At 57.6% G+C, this 15,143-nt stretch carries 14 protein-coding genes; 2 read left to right on the top strand and 12 right to left on the bottom strand.

Annotation, left to right across the window (positions count from 1 at the left end; genetic code table 11):
* Nucleotides 1–38: 38 nt before the first annotated feature.
* Both A3AS_RS43655 and A3AS_RS0121225 read right to left on the bottom strand, forming a co-directional pair.
* Complete coding sequence (locus A3AS_RS43655; protein WP_018319575.1) at nucleotides 39–1,337, bottom strand: pitrilysin family protein; 1,299 nt, start codon at nucleotides 1,335–1,337, stop codon at nucleotides 39–41.
* A gap of 492 nt (nucleotides 1,338–1,829) precedes the next feature.
* The gene (locus A3AS_RS0121225; RefSeq protein WP_245283246.1) at nucleotides 1,830–2,540 is read right to left on the bottom strand and encodes a hypothetical protein; all 711 of its coding nucleotides are present in this window, start codon (nucleotides 2,538–2,540) and stop codon (nucleotides 1,830–1,832) included.
* Between the two features lie 1,153 nt (nucleotides 2,541–3,693).
* On the opposite strand from A3AS_RS0121225, the gene A3AS_RS49150 reads away from it, so the two are divergent.
* Nucleotides 3,694–3,921 (top strand): hypothetical protein, encoded by a 228-nt coding sequence (locus A3AS_RS49150; protein WP_084674878.1) that lies wholly within the window; start codon nucleotides 3,694–3,696, stop codon nucleotides 3,919–3,921.
* A gap of 275 nt (nucleotides 3,922–4,196) precedes the next feature.
* Here A3AS_RS49150 and A3AS_RS45360 read toward each other — a convergent pair whose 3' ends face one another.
* The 10 genes from A3AS_RS45360 to A3AS_RS0121170 all read right to left on the bottom strand — a co-directional run bounded on the left by A3AS_RS45360 (nucleotide 4,197) and on the right by A3AS_RS0121170 (nucleotide 14,393).
* Nucleotides 4,197–4,595, bottom strand: a complete 399-nt coding sequence (locus tag A3AS_RS45360) for a tetratricopeptide repeat protein (RefSeq protein ID WP_245283245.1) — start codon at nucleotides 4,593–4,595, stop codon at nucleotides 4,197–4,199.
* A 217-nt stretch (nucleotides 4,596–4,812) separates the two neighbouring features.
* Nucleotides 4,813–6,930, bottom strand: a complete 2,118-nt coding sequence (gene sctV / locus A3AS_RS0121215) for a type III secretion system export apparatus subunit SctV (RefSeq protein ID WP_018319572.1) — start codon at nucleotides 6,928–6,930, stop codon at nucleotides 4,813–4,815.
* Between the two features lie 8 nt (nucleotides 6,931–6,938).
* A complete protein-coding gene (locus tag A3AS_RS0121210) occupies nucleotides 6,939–7,367 on the bottom strand; it encodes a M48 family metallopeptidase (protein ID WP_018319571.1) in 429 nt (142 codons plus the stop codon).
* Nucleotides 7,368–7,369: 2 nt separating this feature from the next.
* Nucleotides 7,370–7,909 carry a hypothetical protein gene (locus A3AS_RS0121205; protein WP_018319570.1) on the bottom strand — a complete coding sequence of 180 codons (540 nt, stop codon included), beginning with the start codon at nucleotides 7,907–7,909 and terminating at the stop codon, nucleotides 7,370–7,372.
* A gap of 33 nt (nucleotides 7,910–7,942) precedes the next feature.
* The gene (locus A3AS_RS0121200; RefSeq protein WP_018319569.1) at nucleotides 7,943–8,833 is read right to left on the bottom strand and encodes a hypothetical protein; all 891 of its coding nucleotides are present in this window, start codon (nucleotides 8,831–8,833) and stop codon (nucleotides 7,943–7,945) included.
* 109 nt (nucleotides 8,834–8,942) lie between these two features.
* The gene (locus A3AS_RS45355; protein ID WP_084674877.1) at nucleotides 8,943–9,176 is read right to left on the bottom strand and encodes a nodulation protein NopA; all 234 of its coding nucleotides are present in this window, start codon (nucleotides 9,174–9,176) and stop codon (nucleotides 8,943–8,945) included.
* Nucleotides 9,177–9,246: 70 nt separating this feature from the next.
* On the bottom strand, nucleotides 9,247–9,528 hold the full coding sequence (locus A3AS_RS47465; protein ID WP_157644344.1) for a hypothetical protein: 282 nt from the start codon (nucleotides 9,526–9,528) through the stop codon (nucleotides 9,247–9,249).
* An 885-nt stretch (nucleotides 9,529–10,413) separates the two neighbouring features.
* Entirely contained in the window at nucleotides 10,414–12,213 is a 1,800-nt protein-coding gene (locus A3AS_RS0121180; protein WP_026202211.1) for an HrpF/NolX family T3SS translocon protein, read from the bottom strand.
* Between the two features lie 582 nt (nucleotides 12,214–12,795).
* On the bottom strand, nucleotides 12,796–13,041 hold the full coding sequence (locus A3AS_RS47460; RefSeq protein ID WP_157644343.1) for a hypothetical protein: 246 nt from the start codon (nucleotides 13,039–13,041) through the stop codon (nucleotides 12,796–12,798).
* Between the two features lie 680 nt (nucleotides 13,042–13,721).
* Nucleotides 13,722–14,393 (bottom strand): secretin N-terminal domain-containing protein, encoded by a 672-nt coding sequence (locus A3AS_RS0121170; RefSeq protein ID WP_049814939.1) that lies wholly within the window; start codon nucleotides 14,391–14,393, stop codon nucleotides 13,722–13,724.
* Nucleotides 14,394–14,614: 221 nt separating this feature from the next.
* Here A3AS_RS0121170 and A3AS_RS46670 point away from each other — a divergent pair, with 221 nt between their 5' ends.
* Complete coding sequence (locus tag A3AS_RS46670) at nucleotides 14,615–15,136, top strand: nodulation protein NolB (RefSeq protein WP_085964110.1); 522 nt, start codon at nucleotides 14,615–14,617, stop codon at nucleotides 15,134–15,136.
* Nucleotides 15,137–15,143 lie beyond the last annotated feature (7 nt).

Genomic DNA, 15,143 nt, shown 5'->3' with positions numbered 1-15,143 from the left:
TCCCCCGAGGAGGATCCCACGTCGTGTGCAAGGATGGATCACTGGAGCTTCTCCCCGTGTTTTGGCTTAGACTCTTTGATGAGATAGCCGGTCACCGCTCGCTTCTTGTCGAGCCATTTCCGCACGGCTTCGTGCACCTGCTGTGCACCGACCGCGCGGATGCCGTCAGGCCAGCCTCGAATATCGTCGATGCATAGTCCCGTTGTCAGGCCGCGGCCATACCAGCGCGCGAGCATTTCCTGATCGTCCTGGGCGTAGGTGACTCGCGCGATCAGCCGCGTTTTGACCCGCTCGAGATCTTCGGTGCTCGCGGGATTACGCGCAATGTCGGCGATTACCTCGTCAATGGAGCGCTCGATCTGGCTGAGTTTGACGCCAGGTTTTGGTATGGCCGAAATCTCGAATAGCGAGGGATCGAGTGCGGCAGAGTGGTAGCGCGCTCTGGCAGTGACCGCGAGCTGCTTTTCGATCACCAGCGAGCGATAGAGATATGAGTTGACGCCGCCGCCCATCAACTGCTCTAGCACGTCAAGCACTGGACCTTCGCCTGCGGCCGCGGTGCGAGCCGACGGTACGAGATAATAGCGGTGCAAGGCTGGCTGCTCGACGCGGGAATCGGCCAACGTCACTGTGCGCAGCTCGGCCGGCGTCAGCTCCTTCGGCCGCACGCGTTCCAGGGGAATCGATGGTTGCGTGGGAATGCCGCCAAACGTCTCCTTCACCATCGAGCGGATTTCCTTGGGGGAGACGTCGCCAGCGACAATCAGGATCGCGTTGTTCGGTGCATAGAAGCGCTTGTAGAAGGTAAGCGCGTCCTCTCGGGTAAGCTTTTCGATTTCCTGACGCCACCCGATAATGGGGCGACCATAGGGGTGGTTGAGGTAAAGCGCCGCCATCATCTGCTCAGCGAGCCGTTCACCTGGATGGTTGGCGACGCGCTTATTGAATTCCTCCAGCACGACGTCGCGCTCGGAAAGCACGTCCTCATCTTTGAGAATGAGACCGGTCATGCGGTCGGCTTCAAATTCCATCATCTTGCCGAGGTGCTCGCGCGGCACGTGCTGGAAGTAGCTGGTGTAGTCGAGTCCGGTGAAGGCGTTCTGATTGCCGCCGGCGCGCAGGACGGCCTTGGAGAATTCATTCGCCGGGTGTTTGGAGGTGCCCTTGAACATCAGGTGTTCGAGGAAATGCGCAAGCCCCGATTTGCCAGGCGGCTCGTCGGCGGAACCGACCTTATACCAGATCATCTGAGTCACAACGGGTGTGCGGTGATCCGGAATCACGACCACCTGCAAGCCGTTTTGAAGCGTGAAGCTAGCTGGTCGATCTGATCTCACCGTGTCGGCAAAGACGCTCCCCTCTTCGGGAAGATATAAGTCAGTGCTATCATCCGTTTTTGTGCTCGACCGTCAGCGCACTGGGCGCGGTCGAGTCGGAGACATTAGCGGCGGTACCTCCCGCCTTGGCGGTGACCGAAATTCGGTTCTTCATGGCGTCGCCTTTCGTTCCATACTGATCCACGTTTATGGCTGACAAATCCGACAAATCCGGAAGCCGCACGTCGTTTGCCAAACAGCAAAGCAAAGGCCGGACCAATTGCCGGAGTGGCGTACTCACGGCCGCGCGCACGCGAACTGGACACAAAACAGAACCGGCGCGTACTATTCTGACCAAGGTGAACCGTCGAGGTCGTGAACACGACATTGCGCACAACGCGTCAGGACAACTTGGCGTCAACTGACAGAATGGAAAACTTGCAGAAAAGGTGGATTGAGCGGCGGTATAACGCCGGTGCAACTTTCGGCAGGTTCGCTGTTACACATCTTGCTCTACGCGATGAGTGGCTTGGCAATATTTCTCATGGTCGCGAGACGGGCGTCGGCGAGCAGCTCCTTGGAGTACACTGCGCCGAAATAGTCCAGGACGAAGGTGCCAGAATAGCGTAGATTATCGGTCGCGCGGATTAGGTTATCGAGAATTGTGGCGGCTTGGTCGATGCGGTCGCGATAGCGTGCGCGGATAACATTAACGGCGTTCATCGAGTGGACCGCCTCGTCGGCAATAACCTCCCGCAGCCAATAATGGAACGTGTTGTTCCCAAGGGCGTCATAAAATGGCTTTTCTGCTGCATAGGCGCGGCAAGTGCACATCTCATCAAACGCGATTATAACCATTAGGGAGAATTCGTCCTTCAGGTGTTCAACGATCGGACCAAAATCATGCGTTCGGGCGTCCAATCTCGCCCGAAGATCCCTTTCCGACCCGTTAGCGACAAGTTCAATGATTCGGATGAATCCGTCGGTGTGGCGCTCTTCGTCAATCGCCCAAGCGTTGAAGAATGCCGCAGCTTCATCGGAAGCAATAAGATGTCGCGCCACTAATTCTTCTTTCAGATACCGGGCGTCATATTCCGTGTACAGATCAGGCCACAATTTGTCCCAACGTGCGCGGACAGCCGACGGCTCGGCGGCGAACATCGCTGGCGTAAGAGCATCGAATAATTCTTTTGGACTCCAGTTCCGTCGAAGCGGCGTGATCATCCGAGTGCCCCTAATCGCGTACCGTGCGAGCGCTCCGGCGCAACATTGTTGTCATCTGTTGTCAGCCGTACGCTCGCACAGCATATGCTACAAACAAACAAGAGATGCCGTCGTCTCCTTGTTTTGGTAGGCTGATGGCCCGAGGCCTTTCGGCTGGCTGACGCCTCCTCTTGAATGGCGCAGTAGCCTTTCGTGATGCACACGGCCGCAAAACCAGGGACGCTCGTCATTGCTAGTCGCCGGTCCAACACGGCCTCACCTGACTCCGGCGTGGCCGCCATGCTGAGAGGCACCATAGTTTCAGCAGATCCACGACGCCGCCTGTTGAGGGGGAGGACTGCGGCACGTTTTGAAGCACAATGAGCGGCACACGTGGCATCGGATGGGAGGCCCGGGCACCAATCGGATGTGGACCAAGGGGTGGTTAGTCTGCGTCCCAGGAGATCCCGGCCGTTAGCCTCGTTCCCATCGCCTTTTACTTTTCGGCACTTGCGGCGATACTACTTGAGATGAGCATCGATGAGTATCTCTGGCCTTCTTCGATTTCGCTTAATGAATCCCTGTGCACTCCGCCGCGCAAGCGCACTGCTAAATCAAGTAAACCGAGCCACGGAAGGTTATGCGATTACCTGCACGACCTGGTAGATCCGCCTAGGGTTGCGAGATTAAGAGGATTTGTCTCTAAGCAGCATTTCGGTTAAACAACTGCTCAGTCTCGCTAGCGTCGATGAGACGGAGGAAGTCACAGTTGCGTGCCGTTTGCTGTTTATGGAGGCAAAGGGATGCCGACAAAGCACCGGCCCTCTTCGTCCTTCAAATCACCAATAATCGGATTGCTCATTAGTCCTGAGGATTCGAAAGACAGGCCAGATCACAAGATTGCAAGCCGAACGTGCCTCGTTCCCGTTAGCTATTTCTACATCCCGCTATCCAACCAATAAACTGAGATAACGGGGTGCAGAAGCGCCCGGATGGAGCACTGCGGAGCCGGGTTTTATGTGGATGTGCTCCTTTTGGAAGATGTTCATTGTCGGTCCCCCTCATGCCGACAAGATTCTGCCAATCATTCACGCCTTCCACTCCGACCGCTAACGGATCGAAAACGGTTTTCGAGCAAGTTCTTCCCCGGGATAGCAGGGGAGGAGATCCACACATGACCGGACCGGCCGTTATGGAAAACGTGCGCCGCTATCGCGCGATAGCTTCGTTGTGCCGTCAGTCCGCCGCATTTCGGCCAATCCAACGGGACTCATTACTGGCGCAAGCTGCAGAGTGGGAGGAACGCGCGATCGCGGAGCTCGAGAGATACTTTAGTTCCTCGGCCGCATGTTTCGTTAACGGCAGCGGGCGCTTCGCAGATCCACGATCGAACAATAAGTAAGGTCACGAGGGAGAACGGTGGCCAGTTGATCCGGTTGCGCAAGCCAGCCCTCGTGAAATCATGTCGGCGTTGGCGCTACTGTCTTCAGCTGCGGCAAAGATATAAGCTGCCTACTCGCGCATTTGACATCTTTGTTCTTGTTCCACTTGTCGCCCTACTTGGCGGGATCAAGCGCCATCATCGAGTCACTTACCTCAGCAAAACCCAACGCTGCTGCGCGAGCTTTCGCTGGGCGATTGAATGTGTAGAGAGGACAAGCGGTTCGTCGCCTACCTCTAACGATACGGTGCGTGCCGGCCATCCGCTTGCAGTTGTGGGCCCGAATTGCCTTTCTGCGTCGTCCCTTCAAGGGCGAGCGACAGCTTGAGATTGTTGCCCAACATCGGATTTTCTGGGTCAATTGCCAGAGCTTGGCGGTACAGCGTTTGCGCCTCGTGATGGCGGCCCTCGTGATCGAGCACAACACCTTTGGCATTCAGTACGCGCAGGTCGCTGGGTGCTGCAAGCAAGATGTTGTCGAGCACCTCAAGCGCCTCATCAGGGCTTTCACGCATCAGCAGGGCCCGCGCAAGAGGAATCGCCGCATCGACATTGTCCGGTCGTTGCTTCAGCGCATCGCGCAAAGCCTTCTCGTCAGCATCCCGACTGAGGGCCTGAGAGATGCGCTCGCGCATAGCTGGATCGACCTCCTTGGCCCCAACCAGCTCTGCCGTAGACGTCGGCTGCTGTGAAAGACCCGACGTGTGCGAGTTAGCGCAACCCGCGAGCAGCACAATGGCAAGCATGGGGAGAAAGGCCGAGCACGAATGGCGACGAAAGTTACGCCGGCGCCGCAGAACATTAATCTTACATGAATTCATAAGCGACCTCACGACCCCACACCTGTGCTCGTCAGCCGGCCGCAGGGAGGAGGTCACGATGCCCGCCTGTAGGAGTCTTGTCCTTGCCAGGCGCAAGTTTTACGGAGCCAATCGGCTGGACGGTGAAATCCGAGGCGAGATCCTGATACGAGAGAACAGGTAGGTCTATTCCATTGCGCGTGAGAAAGCCGCGGACGAAGCGCCGGATATCCATCGAGCCCAGGATAACTGGCTGGTTCTGACTGCGCGCGATGCTCGAATGGATCTGGCGAAATTGTGCAAGTAGCATCTCGCTTTGCCGATCCTCCAAAACGAGGTAGGGACCGACAGCGGTCTCGCGCACCGCACCTCGCACGATATCCTCGGTCTCACGCTCGACGATAAAGGCCGCCACAACACGATGGGCGTTGGCATAGCGGTGACAGATCTGCCGCTTCAGAACGGAGCGCACATATTCGGTGAGCAGTACGGCACTTTGCTCCCGTTCGCTCCATTCTGCAAGCGCCTCCAGAACCAAGCGGGTGTTCCGGATCGGGATGCCCTCGTCCAGCAAGCGACGTAGCACATCCGCAATGCGAGGGATCGGTGTCGTGCGCAGCACCTCCTTCACTAGATCGGCATATTCCTGCTCCATCCGGCTAAGTAACTGACGCGTTTCCTGAATGCCCACCAGGCGCTGTGCATAGCGTGTCAACGTCGACTGGACGCGCAAGGCGATGATTTCGCTCGGACGGTGGTGCCCTATTCCGGCAGCTTTGAGAGCAGGCGCATGTCCTTGTTCGATCCAGATCCGATTCGTGTCTTGGTCCTGCCAAAACGGGATCCCGCTCAGTTCAATGTTCGCCACGTCGTCGTTAAGTAAGAGTTGTGTCGGGTCAATGGCGCCCTCTTCCACCGGCACTCCTTCGACATCCACCCGGAATTGCGATTGGGGCAGGTGCGGTGCGCTTTGGGCGGGAATGCGTGGGATTGTGATGCCAAGATCAGCTGAAACCAGTGCCGAAAGCCGTGCGACGCACTGCTCGAGTTCCCCTACGTCGATTGCCTGCATCAGGCTCGGCGCTAGCAACAGCGTAATCGGAAGTGCCTCCGCGGGCACGGTTTGCTTCTGACCTTGTGCGGAAGCGGGAGCCGAACCGGTGGGACCGGCGCCGGCCTTGGGAGCGGTCTTGCCCTCTTGCACGCCAACCTTGAGAAAGCTGGCGGCGGAGAACAGCGCGGCCAGTATGACAAAGGGCGGCAAAGGGAAGCCAGGAACGAACCCCATCACAAGCAAGACACAGGAGGCCAAGCGTAGCGCTTGTGTGCTGGCCGTAAGTTGGTTGACGATATCGGCGCCGAGATTGAGTCTGGAAGGACCATTGACACGAGTGACAATGGTTGCGGCTGTAATTGATAGCAGCAGGGCCGGAATCTGCGAAATGAGCGCATCACCGATCGTCAGGATGGTGTAATGATGCATCGCATCCTCGAGGGACATGCCCTTGGAGAGCGATCCGATCGTGATGCCACCAAGCATGTTGATGCAGATGACTATTAGTCCGGCTATGGCATCGCCCTTCACGAATTTCATAGCGCCGTCCATCGCGCCGTGCAGTTGGCTTTCTCGCTCCAGCGCGCCGCGCCGGCTGCGGGCTTCGTGCTGATCGATATGGCCGTTGCGCAGCTCCGCGTCGATCGCCATCTGCTTGCCCGGCAGCGCATCGAGCGTGAAGCGCGCCGATACCTCCGCCACCCGTTCGGCGCCCTTGGCGAGAACCATGAACTGCACCATGGTCACGATCAGGAATATGACAATGCCGACGGCGATGTTGCCGGATATGACGAAATCGCCGAACGTATGAATGATGCTGCCGGCATCGCCCTCGGCTAGGATCAGTCGCGTCGTTGCAACGGTAAGAGCGAGACGAAAGACGGTGGAGATGAGGATGACGCCCGGCAGGGACGAAAAGTCGAGCGGCGTGTTGAGATACAAGGCTACCATCAACAGCAATATGGCAAAGCCAAGATTGAAGCCGATCAGCATATCGATCACGACGATCGGGATCGGCATGATCATCATTCCGATCGCCAGAAGAAGCATCAACGCGACCATGAAATCCGGGTGAGCCGGCGCGCGCGTGATGAGATTTCGTAGAAGGTTGGCCATGAGAAGCCTTATTGTTGTTTGATTGCAGCTGTGCTGCCCCGCAACAAAACATAGCGTTTGAAGACGGCTTGCGCTTCGGTCATGCGGCCAGCGTGACGCAGGGCGTGGCTGCGCATCAGCATCAAGGGCGGACACGAAGACGGCTCGTCATCCAGTTTGTCAAGCCTGTCCAATACCGACAGTGCTTCGTCACCGCGACGTTCCGAGATGAGAGCGTAGGCCAGGATGCGGAGCAGGCCGATGTCTTGAGACTGTTCGTGAGCGACCAGCCGCAACAAAGCCAGGCTCTTGTCGCTCTGTCCGCACGCAAGGTAGACGTAAGAAAGCACGCAGAGCAAATCTCGCTCCGGCCCGGAGATCAGCTCGATCGCGCCGGCTTCGGAAACGATCGGCGGCTGTGTAGATGTGAAGTGTTGCACTTTGTCTGGCCCGACCATTGCTAGCCTTTGATCAAGCCGTTGTGACTCTGCCGGAGCAGGATTAAACGTTGCAGCTCCAGTTGCAGAAGGGCGGCCCCTTCACGTGGCACCAAATCCTCTGGCGCGGCTGATAGCGTATCAGCCAAACGCTCCAGAAGAAGGCCGTGTTGCTCTGGACGCAGAACATGCGAATGACGTAAGCGCGGCGTCACGAAGGAGAGCAGACTGTGCGCGAGATTGGGCTCATTAAGCCAAGCGAGTTCCGAGCTTGGCTCGATCTGACCTGGCGGGGCGCGCGCCTCGTCGAGATTGATGCGTGAAACTGCATCGATCGAACTGAGCTCGAGCGCGCTCTCGATCGTGGCGTCCACCAACCGATCCAGCACGACACTATGACGAGAAATTGAGGTGTGGCTCTTGTGATCATTGCCACGCGTCCGGTCAATCCCGATGGACTTGGCTCGAGAATGGACCGGCGTGATGGCAGATGCATGATGATCAACGTTTGGCTCCTGAAAAGAGGTGCCGGGCTCGACGGGATTCGGGGGCAGCCTAGTCATGGCACTTTGCTTCCTTACCTGCGGCCTAAAACGCTAATAGGGTAGAGTGGCAAGCCGGCCATCCCGGCTCAGCAGAACACGCCCTTCCTCAATCCCGTAGACGGTCCATCCATTGCTCAAGAGCGCGCCGACGAAATACTTTTGACCAGCAATGACAATATAGGGGGCGCTCCCGCGCCAAACAGCTTGGACCCCAATTGCGGGAGGCGTCTTCTCATCCTTGATAGCCACCGCATTAACGAGCGTATAAGCGCCATTGCTATTGTGATCAAACCGCTGCTGCACGTCTCGCCATGTGGCGAGCGAGGCGGGCGTAACGGTGCCATCGGCGGTGACAACGCCCGCCCCATAGCCGACCTTGATGCCGACAAGGCCCGCTCTGTCAACTTCCTCTTGCAACCGTTCGGCAGCTGCATCGGTGGCCAGAGCATCAGGAGCGCTGAGCGCCAGCTTGGGCGCAATGTCCGGAGCAGGGGACGACGGACTTGACGCCACGGTGGTATCGGTCTGGACAAAACTGGATGAGACTGCGCCAACCGCGGCAGAGCTGATCAGGACCAAAGCGAGAAAGGCGAGCGATATATGCCGGCGGTCGATGGAGCCAGCTTGTTTGTAGTCCTCGATCGTCCAGCGAATGGACATCGCCCCGGCATGCAAAACGACAGGAAGAGGGACAACAATGGGTTCGTTCGGTAAAACAGTCTCGTGCCCCTCGATCCTAACGTCCCTCGCAAGGGCCTCGATCTCGATTGAATTGGAATGGGGGGTGACACGAAGATGGTGCGGTTCGAGGCCTTGTTCGACGAAGATTAAGTCAGCATCGAGGCTGCTGCCAATCAGACACGATCCGACCCCCAGTTTACTTGTCAGCCCGGAGTAACACCCCGACAACACTTCGAAATGCGGGCAATTTGGTTCATTCACGGTCGGTTTCCTGAACAGCGAACGGAACCGTACGGCAAAACCGTACGGCCCGCTTCACAGACTAAGCAGCCGGGGAAAGTGGGGCGGCGACGTCGCCCCATCTCATCCCTTACTGCACCCGCTCATCGGCCGCTTTCTTGACGGTCGAGAGCTCGGTCGAGACGACGCGAAGCTCCACATCCCTCTCAGCGGCCTTTGTGCTGGTCAAAGTCAGAGCGGCGATTTGCCGTTGGAATGCCGCCTCTCCAGCAGCTTCAGCAGCCGTGGAAGCGGCTGCAGCAGTAGCGGTACCGGCTGCCCCACCTGCAGTCGAGGTATGAGACGCACCAACATTTTTAGTCATACTATTCTCCTGTGTGCTCGAATTTCGCCGCGACGTGCGGCTCCTATTTCCTACGTCGCAATATGCGACGTCAGGAATCCTCCTCTGTCTCGGCCATGACATCGTCGAAATGGCTCATTGCACTATTCGCAAATTGGAGAGCAGCGGCTCCCAAAGCGACGCTGAACGCTTGCTGCATAGCGGCTTCATGCGAGTTGCTGCCCGTGGACGCGCCGCCGTTTACGGGAACGTTTGCATCAGGCGATCGGGCATGATCGTCGCGCTCGCCAGGTTTGTGAGATCCTTTTTTGCCGCCAGCCGCATGGAGGTCAGCATCAACGTGCCCAGCGGCGCTAGAGCTCGTAACGCGCATCGGGTTCTCCTATGTCAATTCGATCGTGCCAATGGAGGCAGTTTCCGCCCTCCACTATGCAAGTATTAGCTTTCGACAAGCTGACGAGTCGTAGAAAATACAATGAGCCGATGGTTGATCCGTCATTGAACGTCTTCACTCGCAGACCGCATTTGAAAGGTTACCGGCGAAAGCTGGAAATCAGATGGTTAAGACAAACATTCGCTTGTGGAGCTTGATTGGGTGAGCACGTTGCTCATCGCTTCGAAAGCGTTCAATTGGCGAAATATCAAAGCCACCACTAATAAGAGCGCTTTGGGCTCGACGTGCTGCAATCTCGGCCTCATGTCTCTTGCGATGCCTCCGAACTCTTTCGACAATTTGCTGCGGTCAGGCGATGCGGCACGAGCTTGACCTGGTCGGAGCGAGGCTGAAAGCCAGAGTGACGGCGATTCAGCGGCCAGAGCGCTCCATCGGCCCTGGCGGACCCATGGCAGATCCGTCAATCGCGACCCATTTCAGGCAGACCCCCGCTACTCGCGAAACAGCCCTTCGGCTCTTACCGCTCTGGACCAATGTGCTCTCGATCCTTGCGCAACCGGCGAGCTCTGCGGCTGTGGCCGGTCTGTCGGGTAGTGTTAATGCATCGCGGTGTTCCAGGCGGCGTATGCAGTCGATGGAGCTTCACAGCGGCAGACTTGGTTTGAGGTCGGATTCGGGCGATCGAGTGCGGCCAAGATAGTTTGTGCGCAGTGAAAAGCCGAAATAAGTTCCTCGGATTCGGGGGCGGTCTCAAGTATGCTGGTGGAGCTTGCGCGACCCACTGCTCGGCAGAGAGGCCCAACCGCGCGGAGGCCGCGCAAGCTCAGTTTCCAGCGTGATCCTGAGAGGATAGCGTCGCTCCGCCTAGGCGTAAGCGCCTGCAGCTGGCAAGCGCTCGGATTCGATGCGAGCCTTCAGGTTATTCAGATAATCCTCCGCGTAGGACTGGGCCACCGAAACCGGCAGGTTGACGCCGGCCGTCGCGGCTTCTTGGATTGCCTGCTTCACCAAGCCTTCTCGCATTGCTAATTTGACTTCAGGTCCGGCGATGCAGCCCACCGCCTGTGCCGCAAGGCTCAGTCCGGCTTCTTCCAGCGCTTGCTTTATGTTGCCGCCACTGATGGCAGTGTGAAGAAGATTTGCAGCTTGCGCCTCGGCTTCGAGCACCATTGACGCCAGGTCGGCCAATTCACCCAAGCCTGGAATGAAGCCAAGTACACCGACTGCTGTCGCGGCCCAGTCGAACACCTTAGAGCCAACTTTGAGCACGTCATTAAGTGCGTGCATGAAGGCGCCACCGTTCTTTTTGGGAGACTTGATGTCGGGCTGGTCTGCCACGCCCATCGTCATGTCCGCGACCGCGTCCTGCTCGGCAGGCGTTCGGACGGCATGCGTCTTCACTTGGTGAACGGTGCGGTTCGCACCCGACATGTTGTTGAAGAACTGGTTGAAGTCGGTGTTGCTGATGTTGCCGGAATCGACCGTATGGCCGCCGCCGAAGTCGAAGAACTTATGGTGGGTTTTGTAGCCCGTAATAGCGTTGTTCATCAACCCGAACAACACAGGATCGGAGAGCAGCTGCGAGGCCGCCTTTCGCACCTCGGGCGCGAGGCTCTTATCATCCACCATGCTCGCCAGCTTCTCCCGGGTCAGATCACCCTTCCCGAAGAAAGCGTTTTGGTTCTTGCTGATCGTATTGAGCGTATCGAGCTCGGCTTGCGTGAGAGTCATCGATGATGAAGCAACCTGCAGGAAGTCCTCTTTGTGGACCTTGTCTATCGAGCCACCGTACAAGTGCTTCCATTCATCCGGGTGGTCGAGGAAGTATTGAGCGGCCGCGAGGACCTGTGGCGGGCATTTGCCGGTTTTAGCTTCGCCGTCGACGATCCGCTTGAAATCCGCAAGGCTTAGGTTCTTAGGCAGGTTGTCGGAATACCGATAGAGCTCGCGCAATGCATCGGTCTGGGTCATAACCGATGGCTCGCCATTCCGGGTGCCGTCGGAAGGGATGTAGTTTTGCGTATAGCTCTTTGCCCGCTGCTCCTGGAAAGCAGCAACCTGAGGGTGGTGATCGGAGAAGCCGGAGAGATCACCTGCTTTGATCTTCCCGCCGCAGCGGCCGTCACCTTGCGAGCCTATCGCATAGAAGAGCTCTGGGTCCTGTTGCAGAGCCTCGATCGCCGCCTTTAGATCCGGCGGTGTGGAGGGATCGTTGGCCAAATCTCCAAGAGATTTCCAATCCAGCGGGCATTTGTCTTTGTGTCGGTTCAGCACCGACACAATCTGCAGCTCGGCATCAGTCAGCGTGCCGCTGTTCCACGTGATCCTGGAGCTTTGTACGGGTGCCTCTGCAATCTTCGGGGCGCTCGCAGCGGAGGAGGACTCCGCGGAGGATGGCTCTGGGGCCTGCTGACATGCGTCCAGTGCGGCCTTGATCTCCGGCGGGAGGATGTTCCGCACCTCCTGCGTGAGTTCCTCCGTCAGCTGCTTGGCTGAGTCTGCGGCCGGCGGATCCTGTGGAGTGGAATGGTCATCGGCATTGTCTTTCAACGAGAAACTAGCCAGCATCGCCTCGAAGTTTGAAAGATCCCGCGCAGATGAGGGCCCGGGGGCCAGCCCGGACAAACTCGAACTGGCGGTTAGCGATAGGTTGTTGACTGACATTATACGTCCTCTGATTTGAGATCGCACCACAAGCCGGTCATGTGGCGCAGCCCGAGAATCGCGACGAACAACGAGCAAGAAATGTCGATAGGCTTCGATGGCTCCTACCACTTGCTTCCGATTGCTCAGTGCGCCCCCAGCGCTCAGTTCCGCTACAATCTATAGGCACATCGCCGTCTAGATATTCACGCCACATGGTAGGTCCGATTAGCTTTCCAAAAGCTGACGGCGCTCAGAGGTTTCACAACGAGACGCGCAATGATGGTGTGAGAGGCGGTGATGGGTTCTCGATATCGGAAGCGGCTTGCTTGTTATGCTCGATCGCTCGACTCCGGGCCAACTAGGTCGAATTAGCGAGGCCGAGTCTGCCGCTCTGCGGATGGTCACGTGCGCTGATTCGTGAAACAACGTCGCAGGTCTCCGCAGCATCTTATGGTGAAATCACCCACGCGTAGCGACCTCGCGCCTGCCCCCAACGAAAGTGTTGGCGCTTGCGTAGATGCTCGAAAGAGTCCGACGGTATTGTGCGGCCCCGAGCGGATCGAAACTCAGCTGGGCTCGGCATTCTTCATGTCATCATGCTTAGCCGCTTGGCGAGTGTTCGCTCGAACCGACAGGCCAAAGGGAAGGGTCCAGCGACGGTTTGAGACGAATAAAGCCTTCTTCTCGCCATTCCGCCGTGTGCGGCACACCCAGGATGGTGAACGTTGTTGTCCGGACATCCCTGGTAGGTATGAGATCGCGGCTTCTTAGCATTTCGATCTGAGCGGGCGTAGCTGTTTGGCCAGTGAAGACCCAGTCGTCCTTGGCGCGACGACCGTTCGCCATGGCGAAATCTCCAATTTCCGGCGGAGCAACTCCTGCGTGCAATGTGGGCCCAGCTTGAGACGGTCCAGCGTGAGGTGACCCGGCCCGCATGAGCGAAGGCTCTAGATCTTGCCAAACAAGGTCGTTGCCGAAATCGGAGGCGTCCGCGCGGTGTTGAGCGATCCGCTGTTGGGAATTGGACCGCTCGCCGCCACTCAATGATGGCTCGACGCGCGATGATCTGCCTCCGAGTTCCTGCCAAATTAGGTCCTGGCTGTATTCGGGTATTTCATGCAATGCCATTAGTTCACGCTCAAACTCCCTTGGACCGGCGGGCGATGAGGACGAGTGGGACGCTGGGCTGTTGTCCGCCCGGCTTAGCGCGTTGAAGTCCATCCTGTTCCTCCTTTTGGACAACGGAGTGGCTTTCATTCTTATGCGACGAAGCTCATTTGCATGACGGACTTCGTGGAGTTGTTCAAAAGCTCGCATGAGGCGCTAAAGTGGCAAAGCACGCTCACCGATGATGCTGGCTAGAATTCTGCATCCGTCGCTCCGGCTTGGACGTTTATTGCGCCACCCTGCGGCATCGGCCCTCTACACATCCGCGCTCTGACAATGGCAGCAGTAGCTTTCGAAAAGCTGACAGAGGGCATAAGCAGACGCATTGCATCTCTTCCAGGCCATCTGTTGTCATCAAGTCATTTCTTACCTGCATCGGGTGTATGGACCACGCCGTCTTGATGTAGTGCCTCCGGCGAAGGAGCGTCATTCGGTCGTCCTTCGCGAATGACCACGCTCGAGGCTCCCCGAAACAGCATCAAAACCGACTCGTGCGGGGGCTTTTCGGCACCGCTCGGGTTTCGCCGTGCCTGTGCCTCCGCCGCAAGTCCTTTTACTGTTTGCTCCACAAGCGCGACAAAGCGGGGTGGACCAGAGGCGAAGACGAGGCCATCTCCCGGTACGGGTCTCACGATGTAACGCTCGTCGGAGATGTTGAGCGCATCGAGTGCCGCCTTGAACGCATCAAAGCTGATTGGACTCAAGACCAAAAGGCGGCTTTGCGCCTCATGCGCATCGGATACGTAGAGCACCAGCCCATCGTAGTACCATTGAAGATTGTAGAGGTTAATCAACCGTTCGAGGAACTCTCGCGGTGGGAGATCGGGCATTCGCCCGCGAATCCGCCCCTTCACCCCGGTGCTGACATTGACTCTGATATTTAGGTTGTTGCCGAATTCCTGCAGTGCGGCCGCGAGGTCCTGATCCAGAACTGTGTAACTATAAGGCGTCGATGGGAGCGCCAGGGGAGCGCCGAGCGCCTCGACGACACCCAAGCAAATGAAAACACCAGCATAGAGAACTTTCTTCAAGATGTGCAGCCTTGTGGATGGGATGGAGCATTCCTGCTATTTTTACACTTGAGAACAAGCACCGGAATTCGTGCCAAAATTTGGAAGCCGATGCTTCGTCCCAAATTGGAAGCTAACCGTGATCATTAGATGACAGATGCTCGTCAGTTTTTGGTCAGCTTGGTTCTCTAATGAGCGGCCCATTCGTGTGAACGAACGGCTCATCTCACCACGTGATAGAAATGATTTCCTCCATGTTGTTTGGCGTTACGTCGGTCTCTGCCAACTCCGTCGCGTGTACCTCCAACGGGTGTTCGCCGGCACACGCTCAGTTTGACGAGAGTCTTGCGCAGGCGGCCTCGAACCAAGGTATCGCCTCTTCTGTGAGCGAGCGCGCGCCAGCTCCATCGCTGCCGGAAGTGCAGCGCGCAGCCACGCCGGCGAGCCCGCTAGGCGATCGCGTCCTTCAGAGCATGTCTGCTATCCACCAGGGCAAACCATTTCCGTCGGGTGCAGTTTCGCCGACGCTCGTCGGCGAGCCTGATCCTACCAAGAGTCTGCAGCTTGGGCCGGCCGCGCAACCGGTCTTGCGTGTGCAGCAAGTGGAGGTGCATCCAGTGGGCAAACCCGAGGGTGCGGATCATTTCGACTCGGTGCTGGCGAATCTGCGGGATGTTTACAACGGCGTCGTCCAGGTTTCGCTCATCTCCAAGGGGACGGGTGCTGTCAGTTCATCTCTGAATAAGCTTCTATCGGCGGGCTGAGCGGGCC

The organism is Bradyrhizobium sp. WSM2793 (assembly GCF_000379585.1).
In the GTDB taxonomy this organism is placed as follows: domain Bacteria; phylum Pseudomonadota; class Alphaproteobacteria; order Rhizobiales; family Xanthobacteraceae; genus Bradyrhizobium.
Note: the sequence above shows the minus strand (reverse complement) of the source record. Positions and strands in the feature narration are given on the sequence as shown.